This is a genomic window from Ruegeria sp. C5 (assembly GCF_056537605.1).
This window is the reverse complement of sequence record NZ_JBQFRX010000002.1, coordinates 516,549-534,163: the sequence shown is the minus strand read 5'-3', so window position 1 is coordinate 534,163 and position 17,615 is coordinate 516,549. Positions and strand designations below refer to the sequence as shown.

4 protein-coding genes are annotated in these 17,615 nt (G+C 59.9%); 2 read left to right on the top strand and 2 right to left on the bottom strand.

Annotated elements, in window-relative coordinates; genetic code table 11:
- Positions 1–1,977, bottom strand: a complete 1,977-nt coding sequence (locus ACR0AW_RS10320; protein ID WP_480439010.1) for a CocE/NonD family hydrolase — start codon at positions 1,975–1,977, stop codon at positions 1–3.
- Between the two features lie 122 nt (positions 1,978–2,099).
- Here ACR0AW_RS10320 and ACR0AW_RS10315 point away from each other — a divergent pair, with 122 nt between their 5' ends.
- Positions 2,100–2,912, top strand: coding sequence for a helix-turn-helix domain-containing protein (locus tag ACR0AW_RS10315; RefSeq protein ID WP_480439008.1), 813 nt, complete (start codon positions 2,100–2,102; stop codon positions 2,910–2,912).
- 65 nt (positions 2,913–2,977) lie between these two features.
- On the opposite strand, the gene ACR0AW_RS10310 is transcribed toward ACR0AW_RS10315, so the two are convergent.
- Positions 2,978–4,015, bottom strand: coding sequence for a zinc-dependent alcohol dehydrogenase family protein (locus ACR0AW_RS10310; RefSeq protein WP_170732849.1), 1,038 nt, complete (start codon positions 4,013–4,015; stop codon positions 2,978–2,980).
- 384 nt (positions 4,016–4,399) lie between these two features.
- Here ACR0AW_RS10310 and ACR0AW_RS10305 point away from each other — a divergent pair, with 384 nt between their 5' ends.
- Positions 4,400–17,611 carry an autotransporter outer membrane beta-barrel domain-containing protein gene (locus ACR0AW_RS10305; RefSeq protein ID WP_170732783.1) on the top strand — a complete coding sequence of 4,404 codons (13,212 nt, stop codon included), beginning with the start codon at positions 4,400–4,402 and terminating at the stop codon, positions 17,609–17,611.
- The last annotated feature ends 4 nt before the right edge of the window (positions 17,612–17,615 follow it).

Genomic DNA, 17,615 nt, shown 5'->3' with positions numbered 1-17,615 from the left:
TTACAGAAGCCTGCGCGGGATGGTTTCGTTCCATTCCTTTGTCAGAACTTCTGTTTTGTCCGCGCCTTCGGTGGCGCGCAGTTTTCGATGCAGATAGAAATTCTCGACGTCACAGGTCATCGCGTTTTCGGTGCTGATCTCGACCTGCCATTCGTCCCTCTCGAACGTGAAACGCCAGCCCGCCGTGAATTGCGCGGTCGCTGGGTCATCGGGATGGATCGCATAGCGCATGGCGACGTGGCTTCCGACGATGAGGCCGTGGCCGGGGTCCTGTGCTTTGCCGTAGTCGTCGAATGTCTCAAGTACGACGGTTCCATCCGCTTCTATGCGCCGTTCGGATCGGCCCGACGGCGCGCGCAGCTCGGTGCTTTGCAACGTCGGATAATCCTGCGCTGGTCCGGGATGTGCAGGATCAGCTTCCTCAGACATCGTCCGAACCGGCAAATACAGCGCCGAACCTTGCAGTTGTAACGTCACCTCTGCCGCTTCTGGCGCGGGCCAAACGATAGGCCAGTAAGCGGTAGACAGCGCAAGACGCAGGATATGACCGGGTTTCACGCGATGCGCGCACTCATTTAGTGCGATTTCCGCACTGTAGACCTGACCGGGAACCAACGCTTCAGGGGTCTCGTGGCTCTTGTAGTGCGTCAGGTTCAGCGCCCGATAGGTGATCCGCTGAGAAACCCCATCCGGGGCGACATCACACAACCGCGCTATCAGTTGGGCTACCGGTCTGTCCACGGTGAAGGACAGTTTCAGTCGCGCCCGTCCAAGCAGTTCAAGCGGCTTGTCCAGCGGTGCCGTATCGAAACAAAGCGACAGTGCGTCATCGGCTGCTTGATCTTCGGCCAACTCATTGTCGATCCGCATGCCCGGGCAGAAATACCCGCCAGCCTGTCCGATATGGGCCGGATTCGATACGGTTGTCTCGGCCGTAATGGCGACGTCGGAAAACCCACCCAATCCCAAATGCCAGACTTCATCGCTGACATTGGGCGACGGCCATTCTGTCTCGGCGATCCAGCGGCCCTGCCTGGGTTTGTTCTTTTTGCTCGGGCCAAAATGATCCTGCATATAGGTTCGGTAGGCGGGCAGGTCTTCGGCGCCATTCTGCTGCCCCTTCAGCCAGCGATCAAACCAGCCGATCACCTCGGAATGGAAATCTCCTGCCTCCAGTTTCGAGATATGCGGATAGCGGTGCTCCCACGGTCCGATCAGTGCCTTTGACGGCACGGCCAGATTTGCTGCCAGCGCTGGCGGAGCGTTGACATATGCATCCGACCAACCCGTTATCGCAAGAACCGGAGCTTGAATCGCCGACCAATCCTCGCAGACCGAGCCATGTTTCCAGAACGCGCTGCGCGTTGGATGACGCAGCCAATCGGCTGCTGAGAATGGTACATTCTCAAGTCGGGCAAGCCAGTCTTCTCGCCAATCAGATCGCAGCTCGGGGTCTGCGGGCCGTGTCAAATAGGCGAACATTTGACTGCCCCAGTTGATATTGTCGCTTAACAGGCAGCCGCCCATGAAGTGTATGTCATCGGCGTACCGATCCACGGTCGAGGCGACACTGACCACCGCCTTGAGCTCGGGCGGATGGCGAAAGGCCAGCTGCAGCCCATTGAACCCTCCCCAGGAGATACCGATCATCCCAATGTTTCCGTCGCACCAGTTTTGTGCGGCGATCCAACTCAGGACGGCTTCACCATCGCGGAGTTCTTGTTCCGAATACTCGTCGTCGAACTGCCCCTCGCTATCACCGGTTCCGGCAATGTCGACGCGGATGCAGGCGTATCCTGCCTCGGCAAATACTGGATGAGTGGTTGCATCTCGCGGCGCAGTTCCATCCCGTTTGCGATAGGGGAGGTATTCCAGAATGGCGGGTGACGGCCCGGTTTCGGGCAACCAAATTCGTGCAGCCAGTTTCCGACCATCCGGCAGGGGGATCCAGGAGTTTTCGATGATTTTTGTGGACATTCGGAGCGAGGTCCCGTTGTTGCGTTTGGTACAGCCAACCCGCATTCCGAAAATTATTGAACTGAGCTACTTTACGCGCTTTTATTCAATCTTTAGCATTATAGCGTCAAAACGCGAAAGAAATGACGCTTATGTCCGAAAGTTTTTCCGCAAATTTACGGTCTTTGTGCGCCGAGCGAGGCAATATCTCGCAAGTCTGTCGAGAAATCGGCCTGAACAGGCAGCAGTTTAATCGCTACCTCAACGGCGAAAGCTTGCCATCAGCCCACAACCTGCGCCGTATCGCTCGGTATTTCGATCTGCCTGAGGCGCAGCTTTTTGCACCTCGGGCGGATTTTGAAGAAACATTGAAAGACTCGATCGTCCGTCGGAAAGAAACTCCTGCCAGCTTGTTTGTTAAGCCGTACAGTGATCAGGTGAAGAATCTCAGACGCTATGTGGGCTTCTATCATTCTTTCTTTTGCACCCCGTCTTGGCAGGGGCGCATTTTTTGTTCTCTGATCCGACTTAAGGAGGTGGATGGCGTCGTGACGATCCGCTCGCACGAAAACGCCACGTCCCCGGACAAAAGCGTTCGGCAGATTTCGCGCTACGAAGGGCTGGTTGCCCTGCGCGGTAACAGGATCTTCGCCACCGAACATGAAAGCGGCAAGGAAGGAAGCATAGCGCAGACCATCCTTTATTCCGCGCATCGCCAACAGCTAAAATACTTGCGTGGCATGACAATGGGTGTGGCTTGGCGGCCGTTTCCACACCCTTATGCGGCGAAAACAATCTGGAAACGGCTTGATGAGCGCATTACCGCCCGTGAAGCGCTCACTGCCTGCGGTGTCTATTCAGAACAGAGTAAATCAATCGACCTGGCGGTCCGAAAGTACCTTTTGGGATCAGGCGATGCCCATTTTTCAGCGATACCAACAGAACTTGCCAATTGAGTGATGCATTTTGAAATCGCCGTTTAGTGGCGCCATTTTCGCACGGGGCGGATCCTGTTTGTGACTCAGAACCTTGTGATGACCGTCGCACCGATTGAGGTAAACTTATCCATCCCTATCAAGGCCTTGGGCGCGTCTTCCAGGCTGATTTTTTCCCCCACCAACCGGGCCGGATCCAACTTGCCATTTTTAATCATGTCGAGCATCGCGCCATAGCGATGCGCCTGCATCCCGTGCGAACCAAGCAGTTCGATCTCTTGTCCTACGATCTTTGGCATGGGTACTGCTGGCGAAGCGTGATCACCCAGCATCAGACCGACCTGAATGTGCTTGCCGCGCGGACGCAGGCAGAGGATTGAGTTGGTCATAGTGACGGGATGACCCAATGCGTCGATTGACACATGGGAGCCGCCTTTGGTGATTTCGCGGATCGCTTCGGGAACATCAGCATCTGTACCGTTAATGGTCGCAACTGCACCCAGTTCTTGCGCAAGTTCGAGTCTGGCTTCGTCTAGATCAACCCCGATGACATTGGCCACGACGGCGGCAGCAATCATAACGGCTGACAGACCGACCCCACCGCAGCCATGCACGGCAACCCATTGACCGGCCGAGACCCTTCCCTGATCGACGACCGCGCGGAATGAAGTGGCAAACCTGCAGCCAAGGCTGGCGGCGGTTGCAAATTCCATGGTTTCAGGCAGCGCGACCAAATTAAGGTCAGCCTGATGAATTGGCACATATTCCGCGAAACTGCCCCAATGGGTAAAGCCGGGTTGCTCTTGATACAGACAGACTTGCTGATGCCCTGCGTGACATTCGCTGCACGTTCCGCAGCCGCAGACGAAAGGCACGGTTACTTTGTCGCCAACTTTCCAGTTCTTTACATCCCGTCCGACGGCTTCGACCACGCCAGCCAACTCATGACCGGGTATGTGAGGCAGCTCGATATCACTGTCATGCCCCATCCACCCGTGCCAATCGCTGCGACAAACGCCGGTGGCTTCGACCTTCAGAACAACGCCATGAATATCGGGTGCAGGGTCGTCGACAGTGACAACCTTGGGGGTTTGTTGGAACTTCTCGAACAGGACAGCCTTCATAGTGTGCTCTTTCATTTTTTCGAAAAGTTGTGTGAACCTAAACCAACTCAGCCGAACTGATCCAGCCATAGGGATGAACCCAGGTTGTGGCATTTTAGCACTATTTTAACCAAATCCAGTTTTAGACAAATTTAAGAAATCCACTCTCCTTAAACTTGCGCATATCTTTCTTTAGGTGGTGATGGGGAAATTCCCAAAAGCAATGTGTTGCTTTTGGGTGCAGCTCTTCTTTGCCTTCTGTGCTGGTGAATTGGGTTGTAGGGTCTCAAGGTGTCAAAGTTTTCAAACCTGCTGTTTGCGCTTTCTATTTTTCTATTTAATTCAACACCTTTGCTTGCCGCGCCGACTGCAGATTCAATTGTTGGAGACACTGTTAACAACCCTGTGACTGGTCTGGATACGACGGTCACTGCACTGATCGTGGATCCCGCTTCAACACCTACAGCCGGGACGACGGCTTTTGTTGAGACGGCGGATGGCTATGTGTTTCTCGTCAAAGATGCCGGCGATACAATTTACAACTCCGACAATCCCCCACTGGCATTTGAGATTGTATCCATAACGGGAACAACGGCTCAGATCAGTAATTCTGGTGCGACCGGAACGGCCAGCTTGTCCACTCAGCTGACCCTGTCTCAGTACAACAGCAACTTCAACAGTTCGGGTACTCCTGGCTCTGTCACCCCGCCGGTGAACGTCTCCGGACCTAACGGTGTGAGCCAGGTCGTTTACGGGCGAGATGGCAGCAATGGGCGCGATGGTGCGCTTGTTGTGCCACCAAGTTCAGGTGGAAACGGTGCCGATGGCCCAACCCAGACTCAAACCCTGAACGGGAATGTCAACGCAACCAGCAATGTCGGTTGGCAAGTGGGTAGCGTTGGCGGTGACGGTGGTCAGGGCGGCGACTCGTATCTGAGCTTTTGGGACGGGCGCGATGGCGGCGACGGCGGGGAAGGCGGCACGGTAAACGCAACACAATCCTCCAGCAGCACGATCCAGACATCGGGCGACGGCTATGACGGTATATTTGCGTTCAGCCGCAGCGGCGAGGCTGGTGATGGTGGCAGCGGCTTCGCGGCTCCGGGTGGGGGCACCGGTGGCCACTCGGCAGATGGTGGCGATGTAACCGTTACGCAGCGGGGTGACATTTCTACGTCCGGCGACTCGGCTGATGGCATCTATGCGCTGAGCGTTTCGAACAACGGCGGTAATGGTGGGTCACAATGGGGGCTGGTTGGCTCGTCCGGTAACGGAGGCTATGGCGGTAGCGGTGGCACCGTAACGGTAAACACGACCTCAAGCGGTAGCATCTTGACGACCGGCGACTATGCGAACGGTATTTACGCACAATCCATCGGCGGTTCGGGGGGGTCAGCGGGGACAAGTGGCAACTTGTTGGTTTCGCTCATTGGCGGGGCCGATAATGGCGGAAATGGAGGCAGGGTTAACGTCTCGCATGGTGGCGCGATTGAAACACAAGGTGATTTCGCGCGCGGTATTGTTGCCCAGTCCATCGGCGGCGGCGGTGGTTCGGGCGGAACTGCAGGCGGCCTGGTATCACTTTCTCTTGGTGGTGTGGGCTCGAACGGCGGTAGCGGGGACGCGGTGAATGTCACTGTGCAAGGTTCGGGAAGCATCCTGACTTCGGGCATTGGGGCTGACGGTGTCATGGCGCAATCCATCGGCGGCAGCGGCGGAACCGGTGCAAATTCATATGGGCTTGTTGCGATTGGTGGCACAGGATCTCGGGGCGGAACGGGCGCTGCGGTAAGCGTCAGCAACTACGGGCGTATTGTAACCGAAGACGACAACGCCCGCGGGATTATCGCGCAATCCATCGGCGGCGGTGGCGGTGATGGTGGCTCGTCCGGTGGAATGGTCTCGGTCGGTGGCAATGGCAGCGGCGGTGGCAGCGGGTCCACTGTGACGATCGTGAATGACGGGATCATCACCACTTCGGGTGATGATGCGATGGGTATTCTGGCCCAGTCGATTGGTGGCGGTGGCGGCAATGGTGGTTCGTCCGGTTCGGTAGGTGCGTTTGTCGGGGTAGCCATCGGTGGTGATGGCGGGGCCGGAGGGACCGGTGGCAATGTCAACGTAACCTTATCCAACACCGATGGCAGCCAGCCGTCGGCTATCCGGACTTCGGGCGCGCGCTCGGCAGGTGTATTTGCACAATCCGTCGGCGGCGGTGGCGGCAACGGTGGCGGAGCGGTCTCGGTTGCGGTTGGCGCATTTGGCGCGGCATCGGTCTCGGTTGGTGGGTCCGCTGGCAATGGTGGCAACGGTGGGACGGTCACGCTTAGCGGCAGCGGTTCAGCTTCTGTACAAACCGGTGGCGACGACTCGGTTGGGGTGATGCTGCAATCTGTTGGCGGTGGCGGGGGCAATGGTGGCTATGCCGTATCTGTCGCAGCCTCTGGAGGTCCGGTATCGGGTTCGCTGGCTGTTGGGGTTGGCGGTGACGGTGGTACGGGCGGCACGGGTGGTCCGGTCACGGTTGGCCAGTTCGATGGTAGTGGCGTCGCAACAGCAGCTGGGTTAGAAGGCACTGTCGTCACGACCGGAAACCGGTCGACAGGTATGCTGTTTCAGTCCGTCGGCGGTGGTGGTGGCAATGGTGGATTGGCGGTCGCCGCGACCGGTGGCGCCTCGGCACTATTTTCGGGCAACGTATCAGTTGGAATTGGCGGCAAGGCCGGCAGTGCGGGCAATGGTGGACTTGTTCAGGTCTATACCAATGCTGACGTGACCACGACTGGCACAAGCTCCAGCGCGATCATCGCGCAATCCGTGGGTGGCGGTGGCGGTAATGGTGGTGGAAGCATCGCGGCCGGTATCAGCGCAAGCGGAGGCGCTGCGGTCGGGATCAACGTCGGTGTCGGCGGAGATGGTGGTGGTGCCGGTATCGGTGGCAACGTCACTTTGCGTGCCGGTGGGACCTCAATCGAAACCAGTGGCGCATTCTCCAGCGGTGTCGTTGCGCAATCCGTTGGCGGCGGCGGTGGTAATGGTGGTTATGCCATCGGTGCCAGTGCCGATATTGCGGGCGGCGCTGCCGGGTCCATCAGTGTAGGCCTCGGCGGTAAAGCTGGCGGTGGAGGTGCGGGCGGTACAGTGACGGCCCAAGTTGATGCGGATGTCATCACCCGTGGGGATGATGCCGGTGCGGTCGTGGTGCAATCCATCGGCGGTGGCGGTGGCAATGGCGGCTTCAGCGTCGCTGCTGGCTTGGCGGCCGGCGGTGGCGGTGCCGGAACGATTGGAGTCGGACTTGGCGGCGACGGAGGCAGCGGCGGCATAGGCGGTACGGTAACCGGCGTGCGCGTCAACGGCGACGTTCGGACCGAAGGTGCACGCTCGACGGCTGTCGTTATTCAATCCATCGGCGGTGGCGGTGGTAATGGTGGTTTCAATATCACCGCCGGAGTGGCAGCGGCAGGAGCCGGTGCTGGGTCAATTGGCGTCGGGCTCGGCGGCAACGGCGATACAGGCGGCAATGGCGGCGTGGTTGAAGGCCAGGTTGCAGGAAACGTCACAACAGTGTCCGAAGGTTCAGGCGGCGTAGTTTTCCAATCCATCGGCGGCGGTGGTGGCAATGGTGGCTTCAACGTGACGGCCGGTGTTGCTGGTGCGGGGGCAGGTGGCGGTGCCGTCACCGTAGGCCTTGGTGGCGACGGCTCAGGAGGTGGAATCGGTCAATCGGTGACCGGTCGAGTCACAGGCACCGTAAGCACCGGTGGCGCGGACTCAACTGCCGTTCTGGCACAGTCCGTTGGCGGCGGCGGTGGCAATGGCGCTTTTAATGTTAGCGCGTCACTTGCAGGGGCTGGGGTTGCGAGCGGTGCAGTTTCAGTTGGCCTTGGCGGCGACGCAGGTACGGGTTCGACGGGTGGCACTGTCAATCTGACGAATACAAATACGATTGTAACTGTCGGGGACCGTTCTTCAGGCGTCGTCGCCCAATCCATCGGCGGTGGTGGCGGCAATGGTGGGTTTAATATCTCGGGGACCGGGGCCGGTGCAGGTACTGCAAGCGGTGCGGTCAGCGTCGGGCTTGGTGGAACGGGCGCAGGTGGCGGTAATGGCGGGTCGGTTACGCTAAGATCCAGTGGGACAATTCTGACGCAAGGCGACTCGGCGACAGCATTCCTCGCGCAGTCCATCGGCGGTGGCGGAGGTAACGGCGGGTTTAACGTCAGCGCATCGGTTCAGGGATCGGGCACTGCAGGGGCTGGCGTCTCGGTCGGATTGGGTGGCAACGGCGGCGGTGGAGGCGATGGCAGCACGGTCGATGCCACATCGAACAATGCGGTTGAAACGCAGGGGGATCAGTCCTCGGGCGTCGTAGCGCAATCCATCGGTGGCGGAGGTGGCAACGGTGGGTTCAACGTAGCCCCGGTTCTGTCGGGCGCAGGTACAGCCAGTGGTGCGGTGAGTGTAGGACTGGGTGGTTCAGGTGATACCGGCGGCAATGGCGGCATTGTCACGCTGACCTCGAATGGCACCATCCTGACGGATGGCTTCGCCTCTAGCGGGTTTGTTGCGCAGTCGCTTGGCGGTGGCGGTGGTAACGGCGGGTTCAATGTCTCGCCCACCGTGTCCGGGGCTGGAACGGGTGCGGGATCAGTTTCGGTTGGTCTGGGCGGCTCAGGGTCCGCCGGGGGTGACGGCAGTTTGGTGACGGCCAGCACAACAGCTAACGTGGTAACCCGAGGGGATGCTTCGGTGGGTATCCTCGCGCAGTCCGTTGGTGGCGGTGGTGGTAATGGTGGCTTCAATGTCTCACCGGCTTTGGCTGGGGCCGGCACCGGATCGGGCGCGATCAGCGTTGGCCTGGGTGGGTCCGGTGGCAGCGGCGGCACGGGGGGTGTTGTTGGCCTGACGGTTGCCAATAGTGTTCAAACCGAAGGTGCGCAGTCCAGCGCAGTTGTGGCGCAATCAATCGGCGGCGGCGGCGGCAATGGCGGGTTCAACGTTTCTGCTTCCGTCGGTGGCGCAGGTACGGGTTCTGGCGCTGCGGCAGTTGGCTTGGGCGGTCGTGGAACTGGCGGCGGTGACGCCTCGGCGGTCACGGCGAATGTAACCGGGAATCTGATCACGCAAGGTGAAACCTCCAGCGGTCTCTTGGCGCAATCTGTCGGCGGTGGCGGCGGTAATGGTGGCATGAACGTCTCGGTTGCAGTGGCCGCGGCGGGCACCGGCTCGGGTGGGGCATCCGTGGGTCTTGGTGGGGCGTCCGGTACCGGCGGCAACGGAGGCACAGTTGAAGCCACATTGAACGGAAACGTCTCGACACATGGCGATGAATCCGGCGGGGTGATCGTGCAAAGCCTTGGCGGCGGTGGGGGCAATGGAGGCATGAATGTTTCCGCCACAGTCACTGTCGCAGGAACCGGCAGCGGTGGTGCGTCTGTTGGTCTTGGTGGCAGCGGTGGTGACGGGGGCGACGCGGATACGGCCGAAGGCACGGTCGTTGGCAATGTTACCACTACCGGTGACAATTCTGGCGGCGTCTTGGTGCAATCTGCTGCGGGTGGCGGCGGCAATGGCGGGCTGAACGTATCAGCAGCCGTGAACATCTCGGGGACCGGGGGCGGCGCCGTCGGGGTTGGCATCGGTGGCTCGGGTGGCGATGGCGGTGCTGCGAGCGCGGCGACGGGGTCGGTCACCGGCGATGTCACTACAAGTGGTGAGAACGCGACGGGCGTTCTGGTCCAATCCGTTGGCGGCGGCGGCGGTAATGGCGGCGTCAACATCTCGGGCGCTCTGAGCATCGCACGCACTGGATCGGGTGCGGCAGGTATCGGCGTGGGCGGCTTCGGCGGCAGTGGCGGGACCAGCGGGGTAGTCGACAACACGTTCTCGGGCAATGTGAGCACCTCGGGTCCGCGGTCGGCAGGTATTATCGCACAAAGCCTTGGCGGAGGTGGCGGCAATGGCGCCACAAACATTTCCGGGGCCATTTCTGTAGCCAGCAACTATTCCGGCGGTTTGGGGATCGGCGTCGGCGGCTTTGGCGGGGACGGTGGTGCGGCAGATAACGTCACGCAGCGGGTCACCGGAGATGTCATGACAACCGGTGATGACTCGGTCGGCATTCTGACGCAAAGCCTCGGCGGCGGTGGTGGCAACGGCGGCACCAACATCTCGGCAGCGTTGTCTCTGTCCCGATCAGCCAATGCGGCGGTCGGCATCGGTGTGGGCGGCTTTGGCGGCGGCGGCGCTGATGCCGGAGCGTTGGTGCAATCGACAATCACCGGCGGAGTGACCACGACCGGCGATCGCAGCACCGGGATCCTGACACAGAGCCTTGGCGGCGGTGGTGGCAACGGCGGCACTAATATCTCGGCCTCGTTGGGTATCAGCCAGGAAAATGGCGGCTCGGTCAGTCTGGGCGTTGGCGGCTTCGGTGGCGGGGCGGGTAACGCTGGTGAAGTGAACAGCACATTGCGCTCAAGAACGGACAGCAGTGGCACAACTTCGGTGGTAACCACTGGCGTAGACAGTATTGGTGTCATGGCCCAATCGGTCGGCGGCGGGGGCGGTAACGGCGGTCTGAACGTTTCTGGCGCTGTCAATCTCACCGGCAAATCCGGTGCAGCGGTTGCCCTGGGACTTGGTGGCTTTGGTGGCGGTGGTGGCAATGCCGATGCGGTCACGTTGGATGTTCAAAGCGATGTAGTGACGGCGGGTGACGGGTCGCATGGTCTGTTTGCGCAAAGCCTTGGTGGCGGTGGCGGTACCGGGGGCGTGAATATTTCGGGCACTCTGGCGCTGACTAAACCATCGGGGTCGGACACGATCTTTTCGGTTTCAGCGGGTGTTGGCGGCTTTGGCGGGGCTGGCGGTGACGCAAGTGACGTCGATCTGGACTATACCGGCAATGTGCAGGCCATTCCGATGGTCGAGCAACCGGATGGAACATTCGCTGTTGATGAAAGCAAAGGAGCCAGTGGCATCATTGCTCAGTCGCTTGGCGGCGGCGGCGGTGACGGTGGTACGAACGTCTCGGGCGGCCTCGCGATCAGCGGCAAACCCGGCGCAGGCCAGACAGATAGCAGCAAATCCTACGCGGTTGTCGTGGGCGTCGGGGGCTTTGGTGGCGGCGGTGGAGACGCCGGAAATGTCGATGTGAACATTGGCGCAGGCAGTACGATCACAGCTCACGGCACTGGCCAATCCGGCCTGCTGGCCCAATCCGTTGGCGGCGGCGGTGGCAACGGTGGTCTGAACGTGTCAGGCGGGATCGTATCCGACAGCTCTCTGATCGTGGGCGTCGGTGGTTTCGCAGGCGATGGCGGTCAGGCCGGAGACGTCACGGTCACCTCGCAAGCGGATATTACGGTTACAACGAACCCGGACGATATATCGATCCCCAATACAACGACGTTCGAAGACAAACTGCGTGATTTCCTGGGCGACTCGATCGTAGATGAGACCGAGGAATTGGCGTCGAACTTCGGGTTGGAACGCCTGTTCATCGACATGGGTGTCTTCAACGAAGAAAAGCCGGATACTGACGGTTCGGCGGGTCTACTGGCGCAGTCCATCGGCGGCGGCGGCGGCAATGGCGGTCTGAATGTCTCGGGTGGAATCGCGCTCAGCAAAGATGGCAAGATCCCTTCGGTTACGTTTGGCGTCGGAGGCTTTGGCGGTGACGGCAATGTCTCGGGCAATGTGGGCGTCAATCACGCGGGAACTGTGTCAGTCGCCGGCAACTGGAAACATGGAGTTTTGGCCCAGTCGATCGCAGGCGGCGGTGGCAACGGTGCATTGAATGTGACCGGGCAGCTGAACTATGGCGACTCCAACAACTCGGACGGCAAAACGGATCTGAGCATTGTGGGCGGCCTTGGCGGCCACGGAGGTACTGGTGCGGATGCGGGTGACGTGTCGGTCACTCAGACCGGCAACATCGCAACAAATGGCTATCACGCGCGTGGAATCTTTGCCCAGAGCATCGGCGGCGGCGGTGGCACTGGCGGCATCAATGCAACCTTTGTTGGTACTAAGGACAGCTCACCGATCGCGATGGGGATCGGCGGCTTTGGCGGCGGTGGCGGCGATGCGGGTGACGTGACCGTCGCGCGTGGCACAGCGGCCCTTGCTGCGGGGACAATCACGACCGATGGCGTTGGATCGCACGGTATCGAGGCGTCGAGCATTGGCGGCGGCGGCGGCGATGCCGGGATCAACGCAGTTGTGGGTATCAGCAAGACCACCGGCAATCAAAGTAACGGCGGCACCGGCGATTCCACGGATCGCAAGACACCGACCAATACCGGCGTCGATGACTCGGTCATCGCCAACTACAACGCGGTTTTGGATGAGCTTGAAGGCAAGGTGAACCCTGCAGATTCCTCGGGCAACAAAACCGGAGTGTCGGCGGTGGTTGCCATCGGTGGCGATGCAGGTACGGCAGGGGACGGTGGCGAGGTCGATGTTGACCACTATGGTGATATCGTCACCTTGCAAGATGGCAGCCACGGTGTGTTTGGGCAATCCATCGGCGGTGGCGGCGGCAACGCCGCCTTGAACCTCGGCATGACCTATGAGCTTGCCTCCGACGCGACCAACAAAGGCTTTGGCTTGGCTATTGGCGGCGGCACGGGTGAGGGCGGCATCGGTGGTTCGGTGGATGTGCGCAATACAGGCGACCTCGCGACCTCGGGCGCAGATTCCCATGGTCTGTTTGCGCAGTCAGTTGGCGGCGGCGGCGGCAATGCTGGCTACAATTCGGCATCGACGTCGGTTGATGGCGGCAATGTAAACATCCAGATCGGCCGCACGGGTGGAACCGGGGGCAGCGGTGGGGACGTCTATGCCAGCTCGAACGGCGCGATCAGCACGACGGGCAACCGGTCTTATGGCTTCTTTGCACAGTCCATCGGCAATGGCGGGGGTAACTCGTCATCAACTTCGGTCAGCATCGGCACCCCGAAATCCGGCGACAGCAAAGGCAACAAAGCCAGCCTGTCAGTCGGGCTTGAAGGCGGTACGGGTGGCGCAGCAGGCGATGTGACTTCTGTGGTGGCGGGCACTGTTGTCACACAGGGCGATGACGCACATGGCGTATTTGCCCAGTCCGTTGGCGGCGGCGGCGGCAATGGTGGCAAGGCCAGCAACTCGGCTGGCAAGGGTACTTCAATTGCCTTGTCCATCGGTGGTACCGGCGGCACCGGAGGCGTTGGTGGCACGGTGGACGTCACCAACACTGCCCAGATCGCAACGTTAGGAGATCGCTCGATTGGGCTGATGGCGCAATCCATCGGTGGCGCAGGCGGAACTGGCGGCATGGTACAGGCCGGACAATCGAACCTCGATACCATCAAAGCTGTGGTCAACCCGTCCACAGTCGGCACCACAGCATCGATCAATATAGGCGGTACCGGTGGGGACGGTATGACCTCGGACATCGTTACCGTAGTGAGTGACGGAATAATCAGCACTGCAGGCACCATGGCCCATGGTATCTTTGCGCAGTCCGTCGGAGGCGGCGGCGGCATGGGTGGTGTCGTGGAAAACCGCATCATCAGCCTGCGTAAGGAGATTGGAAACACCGCGACATTGTCCATCGGCGGCAACGGCGGCTCGGGTGCGATGTCGGCGGCGGTATCTGTGACCAACCGGGACGTGATCCTGACCACGGGCGACAAGTCGGTGGGTATCTACGCGCAATCGGTCGGCGGTGGCGGTGGTGATGCACAGCAGGTTCGAAACATTATTCTGGGCCGGTCCTCGGAGGGGTCTACGACAAACGCGATCCTTATTGGTGGCACCGGCGGCACCGGTGGTTCTGGCAGTACAACCACTGTTGTGAACGAAGCCGATGGTACCATCGTGACCAGCGGAGCCGAAAGCCACGGTATCTTCGCACAGTCTGTCGGCGGTGGCGGCGGCAATGGCGGATCGACAATCTCGGTTGATGGTCGCTATGGCGGGGCCGAGGCGAGCACTCGGCGGGCGTTGCAGTTTGGCCTGGGTGGCTCGGGTGGTTCCGGTGGAACCGGAGGCAACGTGGCCGTCACAAATGCAGGTACGATCCTCACCATTGGTGCAGGTGCGCATGGCATCTTTGCTCAATCCGTTGGTGGTGGCGGCGGCAACGGTGGGAGTTCGATCACAGGGACTTTGCGGCTGAAGACGGGGGACAGCAGCTCTCCGACCGCGCAGTTGAACATCGGTGGTTCGGGTGGCAGTGGCAATGCTGCCGGAAACGCGGTTGTCACCAATACCGGCGACATCCGCGTTGATGGCGAAGGGGCCTACGGTATCTTCGCGCAATCCGTTGGTGGCGGCGGCGGTAACGGTGGTTTGGCCGTCGCGATGGATGTGAACGACCTCAAAAACACCATGACCGGCCAGTCATACTCGAAGATCGCCATTGGCGGTTCTGGTGGTGACGGGGCGGATGGTGGAGATGTCACGGTCAACCATACCGGTACGATTGTCGTGAACGCTGAAAACGGGTTCGGTATCTATGCCCAATCCGTAGGTGGCGGCGGCGGCAATGCGGGATATTCGGTATCGTCGCCCTTAGTCTCGGCGCTGGATTACACGATCTCTCATGTGTTGGGCGCGCGAGAAGGGACCACCGGATCGGTGGGAACCGCGAATGTCAATTCAACTGGTGACATTCTGGTGAATGGTGCAGGCAGCGAGGCCATCTTCGCACAATCCGTTAACGGCGGCGGCGGCAACTCTGAAACATCGGTCGACTTTACGACTGCGACGGCAAGCGCGGGTGGAACCGGCACTGTTTATATCAGTGACATCTCGCTGGGCGGTGATGATGTTTCGGGCACAGCGGGCAGCCAGGTTGCCCAGTCGCACGTCGGTAACATAGCGACCACCAGCGACCGCTCGACAGGTCTGATGCTGCAGAGTGTTGGCGGCGGTGGTGGCACATCGGCCAACAACATCAGCCTTCAGGATGGCGACGGTATCGAGATTGATGCGCGCCTGGGCGCGATTGATACGAATGATGCAGCAGGTGGCGATGTGTTCGGCAGCCGGACGGGCGATGTCGGCACTGATGGTGCGTTTTCCTCGGCAGGTACGGCGCAATCTATTGGCGGCGGCGGCGGTAAGCTGGTGCTCAACAGCACGGGCACGGCTGATACCAACAGGTTTGCTTCGGTAATCCTGGGGTCCGATCCAAGCTTCCGCAACAACGGCGGTGATATCGATCTTGATCTGAATGGAGATGTCTTCACCAGCGGTGACCGGTCCTTTGGCCAAAGCGTTCAAAGCATCGGCGCGGGCGGTGGTGAAGCTGTCGTTGCTGGTCTTGGAGGCGTCGATGTGACCCTCGGGGCGCAGGACGATTCAACTGGAGATGGCGGCAACGTCGATTTCACCAATACCGGTGACGTAAACACAAGTGGTACCGGATCGCATGCGTTCGTGATCCAGAGCATCGGTGGTGGCGGTGGTCTTGTCACGACAGACCTGGACCCCAGCCAGGTGACCGTAAATCTGTCAGCTGCAAATGGCGGGGACGGCGGGGACATTCTATTCTCGCAAACTGGTAACACGATCACCAGCGGAGAGAACGCGATCGGTGTTGCAGTGCAATCGCTGGGTGGCGGTGGCGGCATCGTCGACTCCATATTCCGGGGTGCCGCAGGTGGCGCCGGGTCGGGCGGTGCTATCGACATGACCCTGACCGGCAATGTGTTGTCGGTCGGCGACGGGGGCATTGGTGTCTTTGCTCAATCCGAAGGCCGTGACGGGGCAGACGCCATCATGCTTGGTTTCGATGGTGTTGTCATGGGCGGCACCGGGCAAGCGAATTCGGTTGCCTCGATCATTGTCGACGGAGGTACCGACAACACGCTGACCCTATCAGAAGACACGGTGCTGATCGCGGGCAATAACCAACTGGTGAACGGCGGCGATGGCAATGAACAAATTACGCTGTCCGGACGCGCGCTTGGGAACCTGAACCTTGGTGACGGGACGAATGGCCTGACCGTGGAAGATGGTGCAACCTTCTATGCATTGGATACCGTGAATCTGGGCGACGCCGGGCTCATGCAGGTGGATGGCAACTTGGTTCTGGGCGCAAATTGGGGCGTCGACGGAGGCCTGACGGCTGCTGTTCAAGCGGATGATTTTTCCTTCACCGAAAATGTCAGCCAGACCACGAACGTGACCGGAAGTCTGGCCTTTGGCGGCACTGCGACTTCAACGTTCGACGTGTATTTCCGAACCACTGGCATATCGGGCGGAGACAGCGATCTGATCAATGTCACCGGGGATGCCACCATTGGTGGTACATTGGTGCCGCGGTTGAACACGCTCGAACGCGCGTTGCCGCTTGTCATCATCAATCCCGATGGAACGGCCGCAGATGCTGGCACGACCATCCAGGACACTGTGGTTCTTGATTACTCCATTGGTTTGAACGGGGCGACGTCGGACGGCAGTTCGATCGATCTGGTGATCACACCAGACTATTCGACGCCTAGGATGAACTCCAACCAGACCGCGATCGGTGACTATATCAATGATGTCCTGAACGGGCGGGGAACGTCCGAACAGGGCGAGCTTTTGGCGCTGATCGGGAACATGCAATCCGAGGCCGATGTGATCGCGGCCATTGAGAGCTTGTCGACAGCGGACTACGCCGCAGATGCGGTGGATGCGTATTTTGGCACGCGGGTATTCGCGGATACGCTGCAAAACTGTGAACGCTACACCAATTATCAAGCCGGGGATGATCCGCGTAACTGTATCTGGTTTACCGGCGGCCGCTATTTCTTCGACCGCGAGCAGACCGGGATTTACAACGATCTGAACGTCAATAACACCAATTGGTCGGCGGGTGTCCGTCTACCGGTGGGGGATGAGTTGTATGCAGGGTTTGCCCTGGGCTACGACCAGATCAGCCTGCAGAACGGATCGCAATACAATGCATCCGGCGATCGGTTCAATCTGGGTGCATCGCTGACCAAATACACAGGCGCGTGGGAGTTTGCGGCCATGCTGTCGGCAGGTTGGTCAAACTACGATACAAGCCGTGCAGGTGGGATCCGGGGCGTTTTGCCCAATGGCACAATTGTGGACACCGTTGGTGTCAGCGAGATCAAGCACAAGATGAACAACCAGAACCTGCGGCTCAGCCTGGCGTATGATCAAAGACTTGGCGCTGGTGGAGCGTATCTGCGCCCCGAACTGGCCGTCGATGCGACGCGGTTGGCGACGGAAAGCAATGGCGATGCCACTTTGTCAGGTATCGTCTTGCAGGACGACAACGAGATGATCTATTCGCTGACGCCGTCGATTGAGATCGGGGCCGAGCAGATCCTGAGCGCCTCGCAGAAACTGCGTGCGAGCCTGCGCGCCGGTGCCATCCTCTCGTCTGACGACACGGTGTCGGTAACCGCTGGCTTCAGTGGGGCCAGCGCCGCCGACGGAGGGTTCGTGAATACCAGCTATATCGGTGACGCCCACGGCGTCGTGTCCGCGCGGTTGGGATTGTTTGCTTTGGATGAAAGCAGCTTTATCAACCTGAGCCTGGACCATATGTTTGGGGACTCAACCGAAGCCCTGCAGGTTGGCATTGGCCTTGGGATACAATTCTAGTTTA

Coding starts and splice junctions, on each gene's coding strand:
- ACR0AW_RS10320 (WP_480439010.1), bottom strand. CDS start 1,977: ATGTCCACAAAAATCATCGAAAACTCCTGGATCCCCCTGCCGGATGGT.
- ACR0AW_RS10315 (WP_480439008.1), top strand. CDS start 2,100: ATGACGCTTATGTCCGAAAGTTTTTCCGCAAATTTACGGTCTTTGTGC.
- ACR0AW_RS10310 (WP_170732849.1), bottom strand. CDS start 4,015: ATGAAGGCTGTCCTGTTCGAGAAGTTCCAACAAACCCCCAAGGTTGTC.